This is a genomic window from Sphingomonas sp. (genome assembly GCF_965227385.1).
Taxonomy (GTDB): domain Bacteria; phylum Pseudomonadota; class Alphaproteobacteria; order Sphingomonadales; family Sphingomonadaceae; genus Sphingomonas.
Window position 1 is genome coordinate 1,816,283 of record NZ_OZ245750.1, and the last position, 20,610, is coordinate 1,836,892.

Below are 20,610 nucleotides of genomic sequence, written 5' to 3' on the forward strand. Positions count from 1 at the left end.
AGTGCGGCAGGAGATGCTAGGACATCGGTTCAGCGGTCGCGCCGGCGACGGTCGGGCTGCTGGCCGGGCGTCGGCATCGCGCGAACCGTCAGCAACTCGCTGCGGCGGAGCGATCCGTCCTTGTCGGTGTCGAAGCGGGTGAAGAACAGGTCGAAGCGCGCCTGAAGCTCGGGCAGGGTGATGCGATTGTCGCCATCGCCATCGACCTCGAACGGGCTGGGCAGCGCGTTGCGGTTGCCCAGCCACCGCTCCGACCAGTCGCCGAACGCGATATAGCCGAGCGCGGGCTGGCCCTTGGCACTGAGCTCGAAGCTGCGGCGCACTCCTGCGTCAAACTCGGCGCGGGTGATGATGCCGTCCTGATCGCTGTCGAACGTCGCGATCGCCATCGCCACCGGCTCGGCGATCATCAGTGGGATCGGGGCGGGGGCGGCACCCGGCTGGGGCGGCGTCGCCGGTGCGGGCGCGGTCTGGGACGCAGCGAGCAGGGCGAGGGCGGCGATCATAAGCGTGTCTCCGGCAGCAACAGGCTCGAATCGCCATAGCTGTAGAAGCGATAGCCGGTGGCGATGGCATGCGCATAGGCAGCCTGCATCCGATCCAGCCCCATCAGTGCCGATACCAGCATGAACAGGGTCGAGCGCGGCAGGTGGAAGTTGGTGATCAGGCCGTCGATGCCGCGGAAGCGGTAACCGGGGGTGATGAAGATCGACGTGTCGCCTTCGAACGGGCGGATGACATTGTCTTCGCCCGCCGCGCTTTCGATCAGGCGCAGGCTGGTGGTGCCGACGGCGATGACGCGGCCCCCGGCGGAACGGACGGCGTTGAGGCGGTCGGCGGTGGCGGCGTCGATGCGGCCCCATTCGGCGTGCATCTTGTGGTCGTCGGTATCGTCGGCCTTGACCGGCAGGAAGGTGCCTGCGCCGACATGCAGCGTCAGCGTGGTGTGCCCGATCCCGGCGGCGTCGAGCGCGGCCATCAGGCCCGGGGTGAAGTGCAGCGCCGCGGTCGGCGCGGCCACGGCGCCGGGTTCGTTGGCGAACATCGTCTGGTAATCTTCGGCGTCGCGCGCGTCGGTAGGGCGCTTCGCTGCGATATAGGGCGGCAGCGGCATGCGTCCGGCGCGCTCAAGCAGCAGCTCGACCGGTTCGTCGCCGGGGAAGAACAGGGTGAAGCTGCCATCGTTGTGCCGCGCCTCGGCAGTCGCGGTCACGCCGTTGCCGAAATCGATGGTGTCGCCGACCTTCAGCCGCTTTGCGTTGCGAATGAAGGCGACCCAGTGACGCGGCCCTTCGCGCTTGTGCAGTGTTGCGCCGATTTTCGCCTCGCCCCGCGTGCCTTCGAGCTGGGCGGGGATGACGCGGGTGTCGTTGAACACCAGCATGTCCCCGGCGCGGAGCAGGGCGGGGAGGTCGGCGACGCTGCGGTCTTCGGTCGCTTGCCCGTCGAGCACCAGCAGACGCGCCGAGTCGCGGGGACTTGCCGGGCGCAGCGCGATCCGCTCGGGCGGCAGGTCGAAATCGAACAGGTCGACGTTCATTCGATACTTCTCATTCCTCCCCTGCGGTGCAGGGGAGGAATTGCCGTCACTTGCCTGGGCCTGCGGGCAGCGCAGCCGGTTCGGTCACCGGGGTTGCCGGCGCGGCTGCATATGGGGGGGGATTGTCGGCGGCGATATAGGCGCGGACGACGCGGGCGGGGTTCGCCGGCGGCTCGCCGCGCGGGATCGCGTCGACATATTGCATGCCGTCGAGCACGCGGCCGAACACGGTGTATTTCTGGTCGAGCTGAAGGCGCGGGCTCAGCATGATGAAGAACTGGCTGTTCGCGCTATTCTCATCCTCCGCACGCGCCGCGGCGACCGCGCCGCGGACATGGGGGAGGTAGTTAAACTCCTTGGGCAGGTCGGGGAGGTCGCTGCCGCCGGTGCCATCGCCCTTGGGATCGCCGCCCTGCGCCATGAAGCCGTCGATCACGCGGTGGAAGATGAGGCCGTCATAGAATTTGCGGCGGGTCAGTTCCTTGATCCGCTCGACCGCCTTGGGCGCGACATCGGGGCGCAGCCAGATGGTGACGCGACCGCCGGTCGACAGGTCGAGAATCCACAGATTCTCCTTGTCCGTCGTCGCGGGCGGTGCGGCGCGCCCGGTCGGGGCGGGGACATATTGGGCCGCGGCCGGCATCGCGAACAGCGACGTCAGCAGGGCAAGAAACAGGGCAACAAGACGCATCGACATCCCCACCGGACTTACAAAACTGGAGCGGCTTAGAGCAAATCGCCGCTTGCGGCAAAGTGAATGCGGCGGGCGTCGAAACCGGTAATCACGACCGCACCGAAAGCTGACAACGTTACGGGCAACGCGCTTTATTCTGTCAGCTTTCGGCCATGGAGGCACAGCGTTCGGCGATCGTGATTCGAGGCTATGCCGGTTGGGGGTTTGTAGGAAAGCGGATTTTTCCGGCTCGTCTCTATCTTCCCCCTTGCGAGGGAGGATCTTGAGGCATCAGCTGCCCTTGCGACCGATTTTATCCACGCGGGCGACCACTTCGTCGCGGACGGTGGGGGGAACGAACTTGCCGATCTCGCCGCCGAACAGGGCGATTTCCTTGACCAGGCGGCTGGCGATCGGCTGGAGCGAGACATCGGCCATCAGGAAGACGGTTTCGATGCGGCCGTTGAGCTGCTGGTTCATCCCCGCCATCTGATATTCATATTCGAAATCCGCGACGGCGCGCAGGCCGCGCACGATCATGCTCGCGCCCTCACGCTCGGCAAAGTCCATCAGTAGCGAATCGAAGCTGACGACGTGAATCTCGCCGTCGAGGTCCGCGACCTCGCGCCGGACCATGTCCATCCGCTCCTCGACCGTGAACATCGGGTTCTTCGACGGGTTGGTGGTCACGCCGATGACAAGGCGGTCGACCAGCTTCGCGCCGCGCCGGATGATGTCCATATGGCCGAGCGTGATCGGATCGAAGGTGCCGGGATAGACGCCGGTGCGGGTGGTCATAACGCTACCTCGTCATGCCAGTGAAAACTGGCTTCTTGTGCCGCAGGCGCGGCGTATGTGGCGGAAGACCCCAGCTTTCGCTGGGGTGACGGCTTGATATGTTGTCACCGATCCCGCTCGAGCACGAAGCGGGCGATGGCGCGCAGGAGGTCGGCTTCGGGGCCGTAGCTGTGGAGATGTTCGATCGCCTGATCGACCAGCAGCCGGGCCTGTTCGCGGGCGCGGTCGATGCCAAGCAGCGAGAGGAAGGTTTCCTTGCCCGCGGCCTCGTCCTTGCGCAGCTGCTTGCCGACCGCGTCCTGATCGCCCTCGACGTCGAGGATGTCGTCGGCGATCTGGAAGGCGAGGCCGATGTCGCGGGCATAGCCGCGCAGGCCGGTGCGGCCCTCCGGAGGCAAGCGGCCGAGGATCGCGCCGGCCTCAACCGAGCAGGCGATCAGCGCGCCGGTCTTGAGCGCCTGGCAGCGGGTGACGGTGGCGAGGTCGAAGCTGGTGTGCTCCGCGACCAGATCCATCATCTGACCGCCCGCCATGCCCGAGGGGCCGGATGCCTGCGCGAGATCGGCGATCAGCTCGGCGCGGACGAACGGGTCGGCATGGGTGGCGGGATCCGCGAGGATTTCGAAGGCGAGCGCGTGGAGGCAGTCGCCGGCGAGGATCGCGGTCGCCTCATCGAATGCCTTGTGCACCGTCGGCTTTCCGCGGCGCATATCGTCATTGTCCATCGCGGGCAAATCGTCATGGATCAGCGAATAGACATGGATCGCCTCGATCGCCGTCGCGACGCGCGCGGTGCAGCGGCGGTCGACCGCGAACAGCTGCGCCGTCGCGAAGGTGAGCAGCGGGCGCAGCCGCTTGCCGCCGCCGATCGCGGCGTGGCGCATCGCTTCATAAAGCTTTGCGCGCGGGTCGGCGGGGACGGCAAGGAACTGGTCGAACTGACGGTCGATCTCGGCGGCGACATCGCGCAGCGCGGTTTCGAGGGTCTGGCTGGCGTCGGCCACGTCCGCGCTCATCCTGCGGCGAAGGGAGTGGTGCCGGTGACGTTGCCGCTGGCGTCGGCGCGCACCTGTTCGATCCGCGCCTGCGCCGCGTCGAGGCGGGCCTGACACTGGCGGCGCAGCGCGTCGCCGCGCTCGTACAGGGTGATCGCCTGGTCGAGCGGCACATCGCCGGTTTCGAGCTGTCCGACGATCCGCTCGAGTTCGCGAAGGGCGTCTTCAAAGGACAGGGCGGCGATGTCGATCGGGTCGGTCATGGCGATGCTATGCGATGGCGGCGGAACCAATTCAACCTCCCGCGATTGGCGGAGCGTTCCCATATAGCCTGCAAAGGAGTGCGCGCATGTTTACCAGCATCAATCCGGCGACGGGCGAACCGGGCGAGAGCTTCGAGGAACTGGACGGCGATGGCGTCGAGGCAGCGCTGGTGCGTGCGGACGCGGCATTTGCGTCGTGGCGGGTGAGTCCGGTCGCGCAGCGCGTGGCGTTGCTGAACGCGATTGCGGACCGGTTCGAGGCTGGGAAGCAACACCTTGCCGAGACTGCGACGCGGGAGATGGGCAAGACGCTGGCGTCGGCGGTGGCCGAGGTGGAGAAATGCGTTTCGGGCTTCCGCTATTATGCCGAGCATGGGCCGGCGTTTCTGAAGGGCGAGGAGATCGCGCTGCCGAACGGGCGGGTGGTGACGCACTGGCTGCCGCTCGGACCGATCCTCGCGATCATGCCGTGGAATTTTCCGTACTGGCAGGTGGTGCGCTGGCTGGCGCCGACGATACTGGCGGGCAATGTCGGGCTGTTGAAGCATGCGTCGCTGACCCAGGGCGTGGCCGCGTTGATCCAGCAGATGGTGCAGGCGGCGGGCGCGCCGGACGGGCTGTTCCAGAATCTTCCGATCAAGTCGGACAAGGTGTCGCGGATCATCGCCGACAAGCGCGTGGTCGCGGTGACGCTGACCGGGAGCGAGGGGGCGGGGGCCAAGGTCGCGGAGGCGGCGGGGCGGGCGCTCAAGAAGGTGGTGCTGGAACTGGGCGGGTCGGACCCGTTCATCGTCATGCCCTCCGCCGATCTGGACGCGGCGGTGAAGACGGCGGTGAAGGCGCGCATCCAGAATGCCGGGCAAAGCTGTATCTGCGCCAAGCGGATGATCGTGCATGCCGATGTGTACGACGCCTTTGCCGAGAAGTTTGTCGCGGCGATGGAGGCAGTGAAGATTGGCGATCCGATGGAGGACGGGGTCGACATGGGGCCGCTGTCAAGCGTCGAGCAGCGCGACACGGTGCTGAAGCAGCTGGAGCATGCGGTTGCGGCGGGCGCGACGCTGCATGGCGGCGAGAAGATCGACCGTGATGGCGCATGGATGCGTGCGGGCGTGCTGACCGATGTCGATCCCGAGGCGGACTTTGCGAAGGAGGAGATTTTCGGGCCGGTCGCGATGCTGTTCCGGGCGGAGTCGCTGGATGACGCGATCGCGCTGGCGAACGACGTGCCCTATGGCCTCGGGTCGAGCGTGTGGACGAACGATGCCGACGAGCAGGCGCGGCTGGTGCGCGATATCGCGGCGGGGATGACCGCGGTGAACCAGATGCTGGCGTCGGTGCCGGGCGCACCGTTCGGTGGGGTGAAGCTGTCGGGGCACGGCCGCGAGCTGGGGCCGTGGGGGCTGCATGAGTTTATGAACTTGAAGGCTGAGATGCGGGGGGATTGAGGGGAGATCGGCCCCGAAAGTCCCCCCGGCACGCGTGACGGCTAACCATTCGATGGGGTCAAGCCCCTTCCCTGAAGGGGAGGGGCTCAGGACGCCCCCCCTCCGCCGCGATTTCCAGTAGCAGATCCTTGCGGCTCAGCTTGCCGATCATCGTCTTGGGCAGTTTTTTCCGCACCACCACCGCATCAACGCGCTCGTGCTTGCCGACTTGCGGGTTGAGCCACGCGCGCAGGTCGTCGCCGGTCACTTGCTCCGCGTCTTCGTTCAGCGCGACATAGGCGCGGGGGACTTCGCCCATGCGGGGGTCGGGCATGCCGACGACCAGCGCCTCCTTGATCGCGGGGTGATGGTAGAGGACTTCCTCGACATGTTTGGGGAAGACCTTGAACCCGCCGACCGAGATCATGTCCTTGAGGCGATCGACGATCTTGATGAAGCCGTCTTCGTCGATCTGGCCGACATCGCCGGTGCGCAGCCAGCGGGTGCCGTTCGCGTCGTGGCAGAAGGTGGTGTTGTCGGTTTCGGGACGGTCCCAGTATCCGGCCATGATCTGGGGGCCGGCGAGGACGATTTCGCCCGGCTCGCCCTGCGGCGCGTCGCGTGAGGGATCTTCCTTGTCGACCAGGCGCACGCGGGTGGCGACGATCGGCTGGCCGATGGTGCCGGACTTGCCTTCGCCGCGATAGGGGTTGGCGGAGACGACGCCCGAGCTTTCGGACAGACCGTAGCCCTCGATCAGCGTCGCGCCGGTTTCGGCCTCGAAGCGCTTTTTCAGCTCGGCGGGCAGGGGGGCGCCGCCGGAAATGCAATATTTGAGGCTCGACCAGTCGGTGGACTTGGCGTGCGGGTGGTCGATCAGCGCCTGGAACATCGTCGGCACGCCGGGGAGCGCGGTCGGCTTGGTGCGGTTGATCGCCGCCAGCGCCTGTGCCGCGTCGAAGCGGGGGAGCATCACGATCTCGCCGCCGGTCAGGATGGTGCGGTTGAGCACGCAGGTGTTGGCGAAGACGTGGAAGAAGGGGAGGACGCCGAGCACGCGGTCGAGGCTGGAGCCGAGATCGGGGTCGAGCTTTGCCACCTGTCGCGCATTGGCGGACAGATTCTGGTGGGTCAGCATCGCGCCCTTGGGCACGCCGGTGGTGCCGCCGGTGTACTGGATCAGCGCGAGATGGGTTTGGGGATCGATCTGCGGCGCGACGCACGCGCCATCATTGGCGATCAGCTGCGAGAAGGCGGTGATGCGCGGGTCGTTGGGCTTCTCCGCCACTTCGGCGCGCTTGAACAGGCGGTAGAGGATCGACTTGGTCGGCGGCAGCGCCCCGGCGACCGATCCGACGATCAGGCGCTCGAGGCCGCTCTTGTCCAGCACCTTGAGCGCGGTGGGGAGCAGGGCGGTGGCGCTGAGCGTGAACAGCAGGCGGGTGCCGCTGTCGGCGACCTGCGCGGCGAGTTCATCGACGCTGTAGAGCGGCGAGAAATTGACCACCGTCGCGCCGAGCTTGAGGATGCCGTAATAGGCAGCGACATAATGGGGGACGTTGGGCAGGAACAGGCCGATGCGGTCGCCCGGGCCATAGCCAAGCGCCTTGAGCCCACAGGCAACGCGGTTCGCGCCGTCGAGCGTTTCGGCAAAGCTGTAATGACGGCCGAGAAAGTCGAGCAGCGGGGCATTGCCCTTGCGCCGCGCCGATTCCTCGAACGCATCGACCATGGAGAGCGGGGGCAGGGCCTGGTCCCACGGACCAGGGTGACGGTAATTGGTGCGCCAGGCGTGCTCGGGATCGCTCATTTACACGAGTGTAAGCAAGCGCATCGGAAACGCAAGCTAGCGCAGCGTGCGCTCGGTCCAGGTGTAGAGAACCGAGACGGCGAGGATGCCGGTATCGACCGCGGCCTGAAACTTGCGCGGGGTCTTGTCGGTGAGCTCGTGCGTCAGGATCTCGAACTCGGCAGTCGGATGCACGGTCGCGGCCGTGACGAGCAGCGCAGCGGCGCTGGCGGCCAGAACGATCCTGCGCTTGTTGATCTGGTCCATCATGCCCTCCTGATGGGCGCGCCTTAGGGCAGAAACGGGCTGAACGAAAGCTGAATTGCCGGTCAGGCGGCGATCGCGGTCCGGGCGCGGTCGCGGCCGGCGGACTTGGCGTCGAACAAGGCCTCATCCGCCGCGCGGTAGAGCGATTTCCAGTCGCGCTCGGTGGTGATCGACCCATGCGCGCCGCCGATGCTGGCGGTGACGCGCAGGTCAAAGGGCATGCGCGTCGCGCGCAGCCGGGCAAGCAGCGTGTCGGGATCGACCGGCTGATCGGCGTGGCACAGCAGCGCGAATTCCTCGCCGCCGATGCGGGCGATCAGCGCGGTTTCGGGGGCGAGCATGCGCAGCGTGCGGGCGACCGTGCGCAGCACCTCGTCGCCGCCGTCATGGCCGATCGTGTCGTTGACCGCCTTGAACCGGTCGAGGTCGAGGATCAGCAGCGTCTGCTGCCCGTCGCGCCCGATCGCATTGCCAAGAAAGGCACGGCGGTTGAGCAGGCCGGTGAGCGGGTCGAGATCGGCGAGACGGCGCGCAACCGTCTCGGCGGCGAGCGCGGCGTCGCGCTCGCTGCTGAGCAGGCGGATGCGGTAGGTGATGGCAATCGACGACAGCAATGCCTCGGCCGCCATCGAGAGCAGGGTCGAGTTGTCGAGCCAGAAGCTCCACGGCACCACCCCCAGCGCATTGAGCACGCGCAGACAGCCGGCCACGATCGGGGCACCCCAGGCGATGCCGAACAGCCACAGGAAATTGGAGCGGTGATGCCATGCCGACAGCAGAATCGCGAGGACCGGCAGCATCATCGCGGCAAAGACCGCGTTGTAGACGGTATTGAGCAGGTTCGGCGCAAGCGGGGCGAAGAGCGCGAAGACGGTCCCGGATGACAGCAGCGCGATCATGTTGAAGCGCACGAACATGCGCATCCGCGGCCCGAACACATGCTCCTCGAAAAAGGTGCGCGCGAACCACAGCAGCGATGTCGCCGTCATCGTCAGCAACAGATAGTTGAATCGCAGGCGCGTGGTATTGGCAATATCCGGGAACAGCCAGGCAAAGGCGCCCGACGAGGTGAAGGCATAGGCCAGCAGCGCCGAAACCATCGCCGCATAGACGAGCTGGAAACGGTAGCGCAGGGTTGCCCACAGCGCGAGATTGTAGGTCAGCAATGCAATGCACAGACCGCCGAACGCGGCGTACAGCGCGGCCATGAACAGGTTCGCGCGATCGCTTTCGGTCTGGGTCGCGACGCGCAGATTGCGCACCACGCCGTGGAAGTTGCTGGCGCCCTCAACCTTCCACAACAGCCGGTCGACCGGCGCGCGCAGCCGGGGCAGCGGATATTCGACGATGGCGCCCAGTTGAATCCGCTTGCTCAGGCCGACCGGCGTGTCGGAAATGGTTTCGATCCGCCCGCCCTGGTAGAGCACGTGCAGGGTAACCTGTCCCTGCCACAGGCTGAGCATGCGCGCGTTGAGCGGGCGGCGCGAGCGCGAGCGTTCGCCAATGGGCTCGGAGATCACCCAGAAATCGCCGCTGCCGAATGCCTTTTGAGGGGTCGCGCAATCGAACCCGGCAAGATCGCGGGCGATGGCGCGCGGATCGTCACCGGGCGCGGCGCGGCGGATACAGGTGGCGAGCGGGCGGCCGGTGGTGCCGGCGCTCCAGCCAGGTGGACGCGCCTGCGCCGGAATCGTGAGGAACGCGGCCAGCGCGACCGCGAGTCCCAGCAGCGTGACGAGCCCCCTTGTCATATCGTGCAACTAAACCGCCGAAACCGAAGAAGCAGTTAACATCCTGCACTGTTCCAACCCGTCCGGCCGGATGCGGGGCGGCACAAGTGCATGCAAAGCCTGTCCGATGGCGGGACGGGGGCGCGGCGATGGCTGGTTAACGCGGCATACGCATTCCGGTAATCTGCGCGCAGCGAGGGTTGCGATGACACCGATACACCTGATCGCCGCCATGGCGGCTGCATTGAGCCTGACCGGCCCGGCGATGGCGGGTGCGCGTTCCGAGACGCGCCGGATCGCGGTTCCGGCCGCCGGGCTGGACCTGTCGACCGAGGCCGGGATCGACATCCTGGCGGCGCGGATCGACCATGCGGTGAAGCGTATCTGCGGGCGCGACCGCAGATGCGCGGACGGGGCGTGGCAAAGCACCGAGTGGCAGGTCGACCGGCTGATCCGGGAGGCGCGGACATGGCGGCGGCTGGCGGACGAACGCGCGGCACAGCTGCGGGGGTGTCGGGAGCGGTGCGCGCCGCCGGTGGCGTGGAGTGCGCCGGTGGTGCCGGTGGGGGTTACGGTGGTGGTGGTGCGGGATTAGCGCAACGCGCCAGGGACTCTGAGGCCAGCATTGTGCGCGGCGGCCATCGACGCGGACAGCGGTTGCGGCACGGCGCGATTGCATCGCGGCGTTCCCCCCGGTAAGGGGCCGCTATTCGCAAGGACCCGGTGAAATTCCGGGTGGCTATTCCGGCCGCCGATCCGCCGGACAACAACACGCACCGCTTGTTCCGCGCCATATGCGCCATGTGCCCTGTTGTGGAATTCAGATGACATTCGATTTTTCTGCTTATCGTCGCCAGTGGTTTACTGACGGCGCCGCTGCCCGCCGCGACATCATGGCGGGCATCGTCGTGGCGCTTGCGCTGATCCCCGAGGCAATCGGCTTTTCGATCATCGCCGGGGTCGATCCGCGCGTTGGCCTGTATGCATCCGTCGCGATTGCGATGGTGATTGCATTGATTGGCGGACGACCCGGCATGATTTCGGCCGCGACTGCCGCCGTTGCCGTGCTGGTCGTTCCGCTCGTGCGCGATCATGGCGTGGAGTATCTGTTCGCCGCGACGATCCTGATGGGGCTGATCCAGATTGCCGCGGGGCTGTTACGGCTCGATCTGGTGATGCAGTTCGTGTCGCGTTCGGTCATCACCGGGTTCGTCAATGCGCTCGCCATCCTGATCTTTCTCGCGCAGCTGCCGCAACTCATCAACGTCGGCTGGGAGACCTATGCAATGGTCGCGGCGGGCCTGGCGATCATCTACGGCCTTCCCCGGCTGACCAAGGCGATCCCCTCGCCGCTGTGCGCCATCCTGATCCTGAGCGGTGTCAGCATCGCGTTCGGATTGCCGGTCAATACGGTCAGCGACATGGGTAGACTTCCAGAAGGCCTGCCCAGCTTCGCGCTGCCACAGGTTCCGCTGACGCTCGAAACGCTGCGGATCATTCTTCCCTATTCGGTGACGATGGCGGCGGTCGGTCTGCTCGAATCGCTGCTCACCGCACAGATTGTCGACGACATGACCGATACCGACAGCGACAAGCGACAGGAATGTGCCGGACAGGGCGGGTCGAACATCGTGGCCGCATTCTTCGGTGGGATGGGCGGTTGCGCGATGATCGGGCAATCGGTGATCAACGTGACATCGGGCGGGCGCGGGCGGCTGTCGACGTTCGTCGCCGGAGCGTTTCTTCTATTCCTGCTCGCGGTGCTTGGCCCCTATGTCGGACGCCTCCCCATGCCCGCGCTGGTCGCGGTGATGATCATGGTGTCGATCGGGACGTTCAGCTGGAACTCGATCCCCAATTTGCGCCGTCACCCGCTGCCATCGTCGATCGTGATGCTGACGACGGTGGTGGTGGTCGTGGCGACGCATGATTTGTCGCTTGGCGTGCTGGCGGGGGTGCTGCTCTCCGGCATCTTCTTCGCGAGCAAGGTGCAGCGCATGTTCTCCGTCGAGCGCGCGCAATCTGCCGATGGGACGGAAGCGGTCTATCGGGTGAACGGCGAGATCTTCTTTGCCTCCGTCGACCGCTTCACGCGGGCATTTCAGTCGGAGGACAGCGCCGCGCGCGTGACAATCGACGTCTCCGGCGCGCATTTCTGGGACATTTCGGGGGTGGGTGCGCTGGACAAGATCGTGGCGCGGCTGCGCGCAGCGGGTCGGGACGTCGGGGTCATCGGATATAATCGGGCGAGCGCGGACATCGTCGATCGCTTCGCGCTCCACGACAAAACCGGGGTCGAGATGGGGCTGGCGCCCCACTGACCCGAAGCGAACGCGATTGGGGGCATTAGAATGCTGGTTGTCCCCTAAAGCAAAACCGCCCCGGCTTTCACCGGGGCGGTTTCGTGGTTCGCGTTGCCGCGACGGCTTACTTCGCCTTGGCCGGGGCCTTTTTGCCGCCCTTCTTCGATCCCTTCGGTGCCGCCGGGGTGATCGCGAAGGTCAGCGCATTGTCCTTCAGCTTCACCTCGACCTCGCCGCCATGGACGAGCTTGCCGAACAGCAGTTCCTCGGCCAGCGGCTGCTTGATCTTTTCCTGGATCAGGCGGCCCATCGGGCGGGCGCCGTAGAGCTTGTCGTAACCGCGTTCGGTGAGCCACGCCTTTGCCTCATCGTCGAGGCTGATATGGACGTTGCGGTCGGCGAGCTGGAGTTCGAGCTGGAGGATGAACTTCTCCACCACGCGCTCGACCACCTTGGTCGGGAGATAGTCGAACGGCACGATCGCATCGAGACGGTTGCGGAATTCGGGGGTGAAGAGCTTCTTCACCGCGTCTTCCTGAACATCGTCGCGGCTGATTTCGCCAAAACCGATGCTCTCCCGCGCCATGTCGGACGCGCCGGCATTGGTCGTCATGATCAGGATGACGTTGCGGAAATCGACCGTCTTGCCGTGATGGTCGGTCAGCTTGCCGTTGTCCATCACCTGCAGCAGGATGTTGAACAGGTCCGGGTGCGCCTTTTCGATTTCGTCGAGCAGCAGCACGCAATGCGGGTTCTGATCGATCGCGTCGGTGAGCAGGCCGCCCTGATCATAGCCGACATAGCCCGGAGGCGCGCCGATCAGGCGACTGACCGAGTGGCGCTCCATATATTCGGACATGTCGAAGCGCTGCAGCGGGATGCCGAGCAGTTCGGCGAGCTGCTTGGTCACTTCGGTCTTGCCGACGCCGGTCGGGCCGCTGAACAGATAGTTGCCGATCGGCTTTTCCGGATCGCGCAGACCAGCGCGGCTGAGCTTGATCGCCGACGACAGCACCTCGATCGCCTTGTCCTGACCGAACACGACGCGCTTGAGGTCGGTTTCGATGTTCGCCAGCACCTTGGTATCGTCGCTCGACACGGTTTTCGGCGGGATGCGCGCCATGGTCGCGATGACCATTTCGATCTCCTTGGGGGTGATCGTCTTCTTGCGCTTGGACGGGGGCACCAGCATCTGCATCGCGCCGACCTCGTCGATCACGTCGATCGCCTTGTCTGGCAGCTTGCGGTCGTTGATGTAGCGCGAGCTCAGCTCCACCGCCGACTTGATCGCGTCGGGGGTGTATTTGACGTTGTGGTGATCCTCGAACGCCGAGCGCAGGCCGGCGAGGATCTTGATCGTATCCTCGATCGTCGGTTCGTTGACGTCGATCTTCTGGAACCGGCGCAGCAGGGCGCGGTCCTTTTCGAAGTGGTTGCGGAATTCCTTGTAGGTGGTCGAACCGATGCAGCGGATCGAACCGCCCGACAGCGCGGGCTTGAGCAGGTTCGACGCGTCCATCGCGCCGCCGCTGGTGGCGCCAGCGCCGATCACGGTGTGAATCTCGTCGATAAACAGCACCGCATGGGGCAGCTTTTCCAGCTCCGACACGACCTGCTTCAGCCGCTCCTCGAAATCGCCGCGATAGCGGGTGCCGGCGAGCAGCGCGCCCATGTCGAGCGAATAGATCACCGCTTCCTTGAGCACTTCGGGGACGTCGCCCTCGATGATCTTGCGCGCCAGGCCTTCCGCGATCGCGGTCTTGCCCACGCCGGGATCGCCGACATAGAGCGGGTTGTTCTTGCTGCGGCGGCACAGGATCTGAACCGTGCGGTCGACTTCGGGGCCGCGACCGATCAGCGGATCGATCTTGCCGGTCTTGGCCTTTTCATTGAGGTTGACGGTGAACTGCTTGAGCGCGCTCTCGCCCTTCTTGCCGTCGCTCTTCTGCGCCTTGTCCTCTTCCGCGCCCTTGGGCGGGGCGGATTCGACCGGGGTCGAACCCTTGCCGACGCCGTGGCTGATATAGCTGACCGCGTCGAGGCGGCTCATGTCCTGCTGCTGCAGGAAATAGACGGCATAGCTCTCACGCTCGCTGAACAGCGCGACGAGGACGTTGGCGCCGGTCACTTCGTCGCGGCCCGACGACTGGACGTGCAGGATCGCGCGCTGGACGACGCGCTGGAATCCGCTGGTCGGCGAGGGATCGGTCTGCTGATCGACGCGCAGCGCCTGAAGCTCGGTATCGAGATAATGGGCGACGGTGGTCTTCAGCTCAGCCAGGTCCACCCCGCACGCACCCATCACCTTGGACGCATGTTCGTCGTCCACCAGCGCCAGCAGCAGATGTTCGAGCGTCGCATATTCGTGGCGACGCGAGCTGGCGGCTTCCAGCGCGCGGTGAAGGGTGGATTCGAGGGCGGAAGCGAAACTAGGCATTCGGCTTTACTCCAGTCGGGCCGAAGAAGAGAGACACGCGGCCCGTGCATCCCCTATGTCGGGAGTGTTGCACCGTGCATCAAGCGCCGCACCTGTCCCCAAGACTCTTATAGCGTGACGCCCGGGGATCGGTGCTCCACTCATCGCTTGAATAAGGCATCCGCGCTTGCGCGATGGTTAACGGCGCGTTGAATGATCGTACGGCAGCGCGCGATTTCGGTTTCGAGCAGCGCGATCCGCGCCTCTAGCTCCGACACCGAAAACGGGTCGAGATCCTGACGCGCCAGCAGGGCGGCGGGATCGTCGGTGCGGCGGGGAAGATCGTCTTCCATACCCGAAAGGTCGGACGGCATCCGGGCGATGTCAAGCCGATGCGGCGCTATTTTGCCGCCGGGCGATGCGACAGCCGCCAGTTGATCTGGACCGCCTGTCCGAACACGGGCGAGAAGCCGCGCAGCTCCGCCTGGGCGGTGGCGCCGAAGTCGCGGCTGCGCCCGATCCGCGCGAGGATGCCGGATTGCGCCGCGCGCGACAGGGTGCGCGCGCGGTCGTCGGCGCTCATTTGCGCCAGGTAAATGGCGGACTCGATCGTGTCGGGATGCTCCGGGCCGAGCGCAGCGCGCTGGATCGACCAGCCGCGCGCAATAAGCGACTGCATCTCGGCCAGCGTGCCGGGGCGCAGCTGGCGGGCAAGCGACAGCGCGAGCGCGATCAGCGAGTCCGCGAAATTGACATTGTCTGGCCCCCAGGTCCGTTCGCCCTGCGCAACGATTTCGCGGAATGCTCCCTCCGCCTCTCCATGGCGGCCCAGCGCAGCATAGACATGAGCGAGCTGCGCCAGTGCGTTCAGTGTGTCCGGGTGCCCCGCGCCAAGCTGGTCGCGGTACAGCGCGACCAACCTCCGCCGCTCCGCTTCCTGCTCGGCCAGCGAAAGGGTGTCGGCAAGATAGCCGCGGAAGGGCGCGGTGCGCAGATGGTCCGGGCCATACGCGGCGATGGCCATCGCCAACGCCTTGCGGAACAGCGGGCGGGCCTCGTCGACCTTGCCCTGCGCTTCCAGCACGACGCCGAGATTGCCGTAGGAGCGCGCCAGCGAGGGGTCGTCGGGTCCGAGCTGCGCGCTCTTGAACCGCAGCACCGCGCGGTCGATCTGCTCGGCGCGTTGATAATCCCCCATCGCGGCAAAGTTGCGTGCAGCGTTGTTGAGCGCGGTTATCAGGCTTTCGCCCTGATCGCCCGTCTGCTCCCACAGGGTGACCGCCGTCAGATAGCGTTGCGCGGCGTCGGTAAAGCGCCCTGCATCGTTGAGGACGGCAGCCAGATCGCCTTCAGCCTGCGCGCGCTCGACAATGCGGGCCGGGTGACGGGTGGCCAAGGTGTCGGCGACATGGGTCAGGAGCGTTACCGCCTCGCTGATGTGCCCGCCTTCGTTGAGGGTGACGCCGAGGACGCGGCTGGCGTCGAGCGCGGCGACCGATTCGGCACCGCCCTGTGCCGTGCGGATGGCGACCGCCCGGCGCATCAGCGTTACAGCCTCGCCATGTTTTCCCAGATCGGTCAGTGTCGTCGCAAGGTTGCGGCAGATCAGCGCGACATTGTCGCTCGGCTCAGGCCATAGCCGTTCGGCGATGGCGAGCGCGCGACGCGCCGGCGCTTCCGCTTCGAGCGGCGTGCCCGAATGGTTCAGTCCACCAGCGAGATTGACCAGCGCATAATATTCGCGCGCGGTGCCGGGGGCATATCGGGCCGCCGCGGCGGCGGCGAGGCGGGCGGCGCGCAGCTGGAGCGGGCGATCCTCGCGGCGCTGACCGACCGACGCGAGCCAGGTCAGCAGGTCGATGCAGCTGGCGGCGGACGGATCGGAATCTAGGCATGCATTGGCGGCCGGCTCGATCAGCGCTTGCGCCCGTGCGAAATCGCGCGCGTTGATCGCGGCCTCGAACCCGTCGGGCAGGGGGCGTTGTTCGGATTGCGCGGCCAGCGCTGCCGGGGCGGTAGCGAGCGCGAGCAGGGCGAGGAGCGAGCGGGTCGTGGGATGCATGGTCGGAGCGTTCCGCGCTCCCGATCCGCTGTCAACCGACGAAGGCGGTCGCGCTTTGTGTAGGACCGCGCTTGACGCGACGCCCCGTCGCGTCGATTCAGGCGCAGTTCTTGGGGGGATATGCATGACTGGCCTGCCAGACCGGATGATCGCGATCGACCCGACCGAGCCGGGCGGGCCGGAGGTGTTGGTGCCGGTCGAACGGCCGGTGCCGGTGCCGCGCGCGGACGAGGTGCTGATCCGCGTCGCCGCTGCCGGGGTCAACCGGCCCGATGTGCTCCAGCGCATGGGCGGCTATCCGCCGCCGCCCGGGGTGACGAGCATCCCGGGGCTGGAGGTTGCGGGCGAAGTGGTGGCGGTCGGCGCCGACCTGCCGCCCGAGCTGATCGGCCAGCCGATGTGCGCGCTGATCGCCGGGGGCGGTTACGCCCAATATGCGGTCGCGCCGCTGGGCCAGTGCCTGTCGGTGCCCGAGAGCCTGTCGATGGTCGCGGCGGCGGCGATCCCCGAAACGCTGTTCACCGTATGGACGAACCTGTTCGAGCGCGGTTACGCCAGCGAGGGCGATGTCGCGCTGGTCCATGGCGGGACCAGCGGGATCGGTACGATGGCGATCAGCCTGTGCAATCTGTTCGGGATCACGGTGATCGTGACGGCTGGGAGCGACGACAAGGTCGCCGCGTGCCTGGCACATGGCGCTGATCATGCGATCAACTACAAGGCCGAGGATTTCGTGGCGCGGGTCAAGGATTTGACGGAGGGGCGCGGGGTCAATGTCGTGCTCGACATGGTCGGCGGGGATTATGTCGCGCGCAACATGAAGTGCATGGCCGATGACGGGCGGCATGTGTCGATCGCGGTGCAGGGCGGGGCGATGGCCACCGTGCCGGTGTTCGAGATCATGCGCCGCCGCCTGACGCTGACCGGATCGACGCTGCGCGCGCGCGACACCGCGTTCAAGACGTTGGTCGCGGACGAGCTTTCGCGGTCGGTATGGCCGTTCGTGGCCGACGGGCGGCTGAAGCCGGTGATCGACCGCACCTATCCATTGGCGCAGGCGGCCGAGGCGCATGCCCGGATGGAAAGCGGCGCGCATATGGGGAAGATCGTCCTGACCATCGGGGACTGAAACAGCAGGGGGAGCGATGCGCGATTTCGTGGGGGCGGTGCTGGTCTTTGCGTTGCTGGGGATCCTGTTGTTTTCCGACCGCGGCTGGGTGCTGAGCGATCAGCGGCGGACGGTGGCGCATGTCGCCGATATTCCCAAGGGCGTGCCGGCGTTGAGCGAACTGCCCGGTTGGGTGTTCCATGGCGGGGTCCATGTCCCGGTCGAACATGGCAAGGTCGCGCAGCTGATGCTGAGCGCGACCGCCGGGCAGACGCTGTTCGCCCCCAAGTACGAGGACACGCAGATCTGGCCGGCGCTGGGCGTCGGCGTGCGCGAATGGACGTTCCTGGGGATGCCGTTCGCCTATTTTACCGAGCTTGGTCCGGTGCTCTATACCAAAAGCCCGCGCGAGACGGTGATGGCGCCGCTGGGCGATCGCGGCGCGGAGCTGCTGCGCAAGGAACTGGGCCGCGATCCGATGGAGGGGTTCTTCTACCCCTTCTGGGGGCATCTGTGGGGCTGGCTGTTCGTCGCCGGCGTCGCTTTATGGGGCTGGCTGTATCGTCGCGGCGTGCTGCGGCGCCGGGCGGAGGAAGGCTGGATCTGATGGAGACCGGGCGATGTCGCTGATCCTGCACGAATATGCCCCGTCGGGGAATTGCTACAAGATCCGGCTGACGGCGGCGCTGACGGGCACGGCGGTCGCGCGGCGCAGCTACGACATCATGGCCGGGGAGACGCGGACCGCGGAATTTCTGGCCAAGGTCAATGCCAATGGGCGGATCCCGGTGCTGCAGGATGGCGACCGGTTTCTGCCCGAGAGCAATGCGGCGTGCTTTTACCTCGCCAATGGCAGTGCGCTGATCCCCGCCGACCCGTTCGACCGGGCGGACATGCTGCGCTGGATGTTCTGGGAGCAATATAATCACGAGCCGAACATCGCGACGGTGCGGTTCTGGATGGGGTGGGTCGGGGAGGGCAATCTGGACGATCTTCAGCGCGCCCTGCTTCCGGGGAAGCGCGCGGCGGGCGTGGCGGCGCTGAAGCTGATGGACGAACATCTGGCGGCACGCGACTGGTTCGTGGGCGATGCACCGAGCCTCGCCGACATCTGCCTCTATGCCTACACCCATGTCGCCGAGGAGGGCGGGTTCGCGCTGGCGCCGTTCGCGGCGGTGCGCGCGTGGATCGCGCGGGTTGAGGGGCTGCCCGGTTATGTGCCGATCACCGCATGACATTTGCGTGACGCGGCAACGATTCGAGCTGTAACAATCCATCGCCATAGGCGGGCCGGGCAAGGGCATTGCACGGGGCGCAGACATGGCCACGATCACTCGACTTCCGTTCGACACCAATGTCGCGGACTTCGCCGACTTCACCGCCGCCGAACCGGCGATCCCGGAAAAGACCGTGACCGAGCGGCGGCAGTATCGCACGATCTGGATCAGCGACATTCATCTCGGCACGCGTGGTTGCAATGCCGGGATGCTGATCGACTTTCTGGATCATGTCGACAGCGACACGATCTATCTGGTCGGCGACATCATCGACGGGTGGCAGCTCAAGAAGAAATTCTACTGGCCCGCGGCGCATAACGACATCGTGTGGCGCATCCTGAAGCGCGCCAAACGCGGCGCGCGGGTGATCTACATCCCCGGCAATCACGACGAGATTTTCCGCCAGTTCAGCGGCCTGTCGTTCGGCGGGGTCGAGATCAAGCGCCAGGCGATCCACCAGACCGCCGATGGCCGCCGCCTGCTGGTGCTGCACGGCGACGAGTTCGACGCGATCACGCTGAGCCACCGCTGGCTCGCGCATGTCGGCGATGCTGCTTACACGGCAGTCATGGCGCTCAACCGCTGGTGCAACAAGTACCGCAGCTGGCGCGGGCTGCCCTACTGGTCACTGAGCAAGCACGCCAAGCAGAAGGTCAAGAACGCGGTCGAATTCATCTGCGGATTCGAGGAAATCGTCGCGAAAGAGGCGGGGGCGCGCGGCGTGGACGGCGTGATCGCGGGGCATATTCACACCGCCGAAATGCGCACGATCGATGGGATCGAATATTATAATGACGGCGACTGGGTGGAGGGTTGCACCGCTCTGGTCGAGCACTACGATGGCCGGATGGAAATTCTCCATTGGGCCGATGAGATCGCTGCGCGTGACCTCGGCCCGGAACGGGTCGAGGAGCGCGTAGCGGCTTGAGCGACGACGAGATGCGGATCGCAATCGTAACTGACGCCTGGGAGCCCCAGGTGAATGGTGTCGTGCGCACGCTCCAGTCGGTGCGGCGCGTGCTTGAGGGGCAGGGGCACAAGGTCAAGGTGATCTCGCCCGACCTGTTCTATTCGGTGCCGTGCCCGACCTATCCCGAGATTCGCCTCGCGATGGTGCGCAGCCGGACGATCGGCGATCTGCTCGACGAGTTTTCGCCGCATGCGGTGCATCTTGCGACCGAGGGGCCGGTGTGCGTCGCGGCGCGGCGCTGGTGCCTGCGGCATGATTTCCCGTTCACTACCGCCTATCACACGCAATTTCCCGATTATGTCGAGGCGCGCTCTGGCGTGCCGGCGGAATGGGTCTGGCGCTATATCCGCTGGTTCCATGCGCCGGCCCAGTCGATCCTCGCCTCGACCGCGTCGATCCGGCAGGCGCTGGTCGATCATGGGCTGACCCAGGTGCGGCATTGGGGGCGCGGGGTGGACCTGGCCAATTTCCACCCGGGCGTGGTGCCGCATCCGGCGATGGCGGAACTGCCCGGGCCGGTGCAGCTCTATGTCGGGCGGGTCGCGGTAGAGAAGAATCTGGAGGCGTTCCTCGCGTCTTCGCATCCGGGGACCAAGGTTGTCGTCGGCGACGGCCCGGCGCGCGCCACGCTGGAGGCCAAGTACCCCGATGCAAAGTTCATGGGGTCGATGTTCGGCGCCGAGCTGGCGCAGGCCTATCGCGCGGCGGATGTGTTCGTGTTTCCCAGCAAGACCGACACGTTCGGGCTGGTGATGATCGAGGCGTTGGCATGCGGGACGCCGGTCGCGGCCTATCCGGTGACCGGGCCGGTCGACATCCTGACCGACGAATCCGGGGCAACGGCCGAAGATCTGGACACGGCAATCGCCGCGGCGTTGACGCGCGACCGGGATGCGTGCGCGGCCTATGGCCGCAGCTTCACCTGGGAAGCGAGTGCGGCGCAGTTTCTGGCGGCGCTGGTGCCGATCATCGAGGAAGCGCGGGCGGCGTAA

Annotated in this window: 20 protein-coding genes and 1 other annotated feature; of the genes, 8 read left to right on the plus strand and 12 right to left on the minus strand. The window is 66.2% G+C overall.

Annotation, left to right across the window (positions count from 1 at the left end; genetic code table 11):
• Nucleotides 1-29: 29 nt before the first annotated feature.
• The 6 genes from ACO05N_RS08650 to ACO05N_RS08675 all read right to left on the minus strand — a co-directional run bounded on the left by ACO05N_RS08650 (nt 30) and on the right by ACO05N_RS08675 (nt 4,269).
• Nucleotides 30-506, minus strand: coding sequence for an EF-hand domain-containing protein (locus ACO05N_RS08650; RefSeq protein ID WP_422056707.1), 477 nt, complete (start codon nt 504-506; stop codon nt 30-32).
• A complete protein-coding gene (gene queA / locus ACO05N_RS08655) occupies nt 503-1,540 on the minus strand; it encodes a tRNA preQ1(34) S-adenosylmethionine ribosyltransferase-isomerase QueA (RefSeq protein WP_422056708.1) in 1,038 nt (345 codons plus the stop codon). The genes ACO05N_RS08650 and queA overlap by 4 nt, the downstream gene beginning before the upstream one ends.
• 46 nt (nt 1,541-1,586) lie before the next feature.
• On the minus strand, nt 1,587-2,231 hold the full coding sequence (locus ACO05N_RS08660; protein WP_422056709.1) for a peptidylprolyl isomerase: 645 nt from the start codon (nt 2,229-2,231) through the stop codon (nt 1,587-1,589).
• Between the two features lie 273 nt (nt 2,232-2,504).
• Nucleotides 2,505-3,011 (minus strand): pantetheine-phosphate adenylyltransferase, encoded by a 507-nt coding sequence (gene coaD / locus ACO05N_RS08665; protein ID WP_422056710.1) that lies wholly within the window; start codon nt 3,009-3,011, stop codon nt 2,505-2,507.
• Between the two features lie 104 nt (nt 3,012-3,115).
• Nucleotides 3,116-4,027: a polyprenyl synthetase family protein gene (locus tag ACO05N_RS08670; protein ID WP_422056711.1), complete on the minus strand. Its 912-nt coding sequence runs from the start codon at nt 4,025-4,027 to the stop codon at nt 3,116-3,118.
• Nucleotides 4,024-4,269: an exodeoxyribonuclease VII small subunit gene (locus ACO05N_RS08675; protein WP_422056712.1), complete on the minus strand. Its 246-nt coding sequence runs from the start codon at nt 4,267-4,269 to the stop codon at nt 4,024-4,026. The genes ACO05N_RS08670 and ACO05N_RS08675 overlap by 4 nt, the downstream gene beginning before the upstream one ends.
• A gap of 86 nt (nt 4,270-4,355) precedes the next feature.
• Here ACO05N_RS08675 and ACO05N_RS08680 point away from each other — a divergent pair, with 86 nt between their 5' ends.
• A complete protein-coding gene (locus ACO05N_RS08680; RefSeq protein WP_422056713.1) occupies nt 4,356-5,717 on the plus strand; it encodes an NAD-dependent succinate-semialdehyde dehydrogenase in 1,362 nt (453 codons plus the stop codon).
• A 58-nt stretch (nt 5,718-5,775) separates the two neighbouring features.
• Here the strand turns inward: ACO05N_RS08680 and ACO05N_RS08685 are convergent, their stop codons facing one another.
• The 3 genes from ACO05N_RS08685 to ACO05N_RS08695 all read right to left on the minus strand — a co-directional run bounded on the left by ACO05N_RS08685 (nt 5,776) and on the right by ACO05N_RS08695 (nt 9,503).
• Entirely contained in the window at nt 5,776-7,506 is a 1,731-nt protein-coding gene (locus ACO05N_RS08685) for a long-chain-fatty-acid--CoA ligase (RefSeq protein WP_422056714.1), read from the minus strand.
• A 36-nt stretch (nt 7,507-7,542) separates the two neighbouring features.
• Complete coding sequence (locus tag ACO05N_RS08690; RefSeq protein ID WP_422056715.1) at nt 7,543-7,752, minus strand: hypothetical protein; 210 nt, start codon at nt 7,750-7,752, stop codon at nt 7,543-7,545.
• A 62-nt stretch (nt 7,753-7,814) separates the two neighbouring features.
• A complete protein-coding gene (locus ACO05N_RS08695; protein WP_422056716.1) occupies nt 7,815-9,503 on the minus strand; it encodes a diguanylate cyclase domain-containing protein in 1,689 nt (562 codons plus the stop codon).
• A gap of 184 nt (nt 9,504-9,687) precedes the next feature.
• Between ACO05N_RS08695 and ACO05N_RS08700 the strand changes: the two genes are divergently transcribed.
• Complete coding sequence (locus tag ACO05N_RS08700) at nt 9,688-10,077, plus strand: UrcA family protein (RefSeq protein WP_422056717.1); 390 nt, start codon at nt 9,688-9,690, stop codon at nt 10,075-10,077.
• A 118-nt stretch (nt 10,078-10,195) separates the two neighbouring features.
• Nucleotides 10,196-10,251, plus strand: a sequence feature (sul1 is cis-regulatory element that is thought to sense ions involved in sulfur or methionine metabolism; They are found in Alphaproteobacteria).
• Between the two features lie 55 nt (nt 10,252-10,306).
• Nucleotides 10,307-11,803, plus strand: coding sequence for a SulP family inorganic anion transporter (locus ACO05N_RS08705; RefSeq protein ID WP_422056718.1), 1,497 nt, complete (start codon nt 10,307-10,309; stop codon nt 11,801-11,803).
• A 106-nt stretch (nt 11,804-11,909) separates the two neighbouring features.
• Here the strand turns inward: ACO05N_RS08705 and clpA are convergent, their stop codons facing one another.
• From clpA to ACO05N_RS08720, 3 genes are all read right to left on the minus strand, one after another.
• Complete coding sequence (gene clpA / locus ACO05N_RS08710; protein ID WP_422056719.1) at nt 11,910-14,222, minus strand: ATP-dependent Clp protease ATP-binding subunit ClpA; 2,313 nt, start codon at nt 14,220-14,222, stop codon at nt 11,910-11,912.
• A gap of 140 nt (nt 14,223-14,362) precedes the next feature.
• Entirely contained in the window at nt 14,363-14,554 is a 192-nt protein-coding gene (locus ACO05N_RS08715; protein ID WP_422056720.1) for a DUF1192 domain-containing protein, read from the minus strand.
• A gap of 47 nt (nt 14,555-14,601) precedes the next feature.
• On the minus strand, nt 14,602-16,263 hold the full coding sequence (locus tag ACO05N_RS08720) for a tetratricopeptide repeat protein (protein ID WP_422056721.1): 1,662 nt from the start codon (nt 16,261-16,263) through the stop codon (nt 14,602-14,604).
• A 124-nt stretch (nt 16,264-16,387) separates the two neighbouring features.
• Between ACO05N_RS08720 and ACO05N_RS08725 the strand changes: the two genes are divergently transcribed.
• The 5 genes from ACO05N_RS08725 to ACO05N_RS08745 all read left to right on the plus strand — a co-directional run bounded on the left by ACO05N_RS08725 (nt 16,388) and on the right by ACO05N_RS08745 (nt 20,610).
• The gene (locus ACO05N_RS08725) at nt 16,388-17,392 is read left to right on the plus strand and encodes an NAD(P)H-quinone oxidoreductase (RefSeq protein WP_422056722.1); all 1,005 of its coding nucleotides are present in this window, start codon (nt 16,388-16,390) and stop codon (nt 17,390-17,392) included.
• Between the two features lie 16 nt (nt 17,393-17,408).
• Nucleotides 17,409-17,978 carry a hypothetical protein gene (locus ACO05N_RS08730; protein WP_422056723.1) on the plus strand — a complete coding sequence of 190 codons (570 nt, stop codon included), beginning with the start codon at nt 17,409-17,411 and terminating at the stop codon, nt 17,976-17,978.
• Nucleotides 17,979-17,991: 13 nt separating this feature from the next.
• Nucleotides 17,992-18,606, plus strand: a complete 615-nt coding sequence (locus tag ACO05N_RS08735) for a glutathione S-transferase family protein (RefSeq protein WP_422056724.1) — start codon at nt 17,992-17,994, stop codon at nt 18,604-18,606.
• Between the two features lie 85 nt (nt 18,607-18,691).
• Nucleotides 18,692-19,576: a UDP-2,3-diacylglucosamine diphosphatase gene (locus ACO05N_RS08740; RefSeq protein WP_422056725.1), complete on the plus strand. Its 885-nt coding sequence runs from the start codon at nt 18,692-18,694 to the stop codon at nt 19,574-19,576.
• A gap of 11 nt (nt 19,577-19,587) precedes the next feature.
• A complete protein-coding gene (locus tag ACO05N_RS08745) occupies nt 19,588-20,610 on the plus strand; it encodes a glycosyltransferase family 4 protein (protein ID WP_422058723.1) in 1,023 nt (340 codons plus the stop codon).

Excerpts from the sequence above, each read along its gene's own strand:
- ACO05N_RS08650 (WP_422056707.1), bottom strand. The coding sequence starts at position 506 with ATGATCGCCGCCCTCGCCCTGCTCGCTGCGTCCCAGACCGCGCCCGCA.
- queA (WP_422056708.1), bottom strand. The coding sequence starts at position 1,540 with ATGAACGTCGACCTGTTCGATTTCGACCTGCCGCCCGAGCGGATCGCG.
- ACO05N_RS08660 (WP_422056709.1), bottom strand. The coding sequence starts at position 2,231 with ATGCGTCTTGTTGCCCTGTTTCTTGCCCTGCTGACGTCGCTGTTCGCG.
- coaD (WP_422056710.1), bottom strand. The coding sequence starts at position 3,011 with ATGACCACCCGCACCGGCGTCTATCCCGGCACCTTCGATCCGATCACG.
- ACO05N_RS08670 (WP_422056711.1), bottom strand. The coding sequence starts at position 4,027 with ATGAGCGCGGACGTGGCCGACGCCAGCCAGACCCTCGAAACCGCGCTG.
- ACO05N_RS08675 (WP_422056712.1), bottom strand. The coding sequence starts at position 4,269 with ATGACCGACCCGATCGACATCGCCGCCCTGTCCTTTGAAGACGCCCTT.
- ACO05N_RS08680 (WP_422056713.1), top strand. The coding sequence starts at position 4,356 with ATGTTTACCAGCATCAATCCGGCGACGGGCGAACCGGGCGAGAGCTTC.
- ACO05N_RS08685 (WP_422056714.1), bottom strand. The coding sequence starts at position 7,506 with ATGAGCGATCCCGAGCACGCCTGGCGCACCAATTACCGTCACCCTGGT.
- ACO05N_RS08690 (WP_422056715.1), bottom strand. The coding sequence starts at position 7,752 with ATGGACCAGATCAACAAGCGCAGGATCGTTCTGGCCGCCAGCGCCGCT.
- ACO05N_RS08695 (WP_422056716.1), bottom strand. The coding sequence starts at position 9,503 with ATGACAAGGGGGCTCGTCACGCTGCTGGGACTCGCGGTCGCGCTGGCC.
- ACO05N_RS08700 (WP_422056717.1), top strand. The coding sequence starts at position 9,688 with ATGACACCGATACACCTGATCGCCGCCATGGCGGCTGCATTGAGCCTG.
- ACO05N_RS08705 (WP_422056718.1), top strand. The coding sequence starts at position 10,307 with ATGACATTCGATTTTTCTGCTTATCGTCGCCAGTGGTTTACTGACGGC.
- clpA (WP_422056719.1), bottom strand. The coding sequence starts at position 14,222 with ATGCCTAGTTTCGCTTCCGCCCTCGAATCCACCCTTCACCGCGCGCTG.
- ACO05N_RS08715 (WP_422056720.1), bottom strand. The coding sequence starts at position 14,554 with ATGGAAGACGATCTTCCCCGCCGCACCGACGATCCCGCCGCCCTGCTG.
- ACO05N_RS08720 (WP_422056721.1), bottom strand. The coding sequence starts at position 16,263 with ATGCATCCCACGACCCGCTCGCTCCTCGCCCTGCTCGCGCTCGCTACC.
- ACO05N_RS08725 (WP_422056722.1), top strand. The coding sequence starts at position 16,388 with ATGACTGGCCTGCCAGACCGGATGATCGCGATCGACCCGACCGAGCCG.
- ACO05N_RS08730 (WP_422056723.1), top strand. The coding sequence starts at position 17,409 with ATGCGCGATTTCGTGGGGGCGGTGCTGGTCTTTGCGTTGCTGGGGATC.
- ACO05N_RS08735 (WP_422056724.1), top strand. The coding sequence starts at position 17,992 with ATGTCGCTGATCCTGCACGAATATGCCCCGTCGGGGAATTGCTACAAG.
- ACO05N_RS08740 (WP_422056725.1), top strand. The coding sequence starts at position 18,692 with ATGGCCACGATCACTCGACTTCCGTTCGACACCAATGTCGCGGACTTC.
- ACO05N_RS08745 (WP_422058723.1), top strand. The coding sequence starts at position 19,588 with ATGCGGATCGCAATCGTAACTGACGCCTGGGAGCCCCAGGTGAATGGT.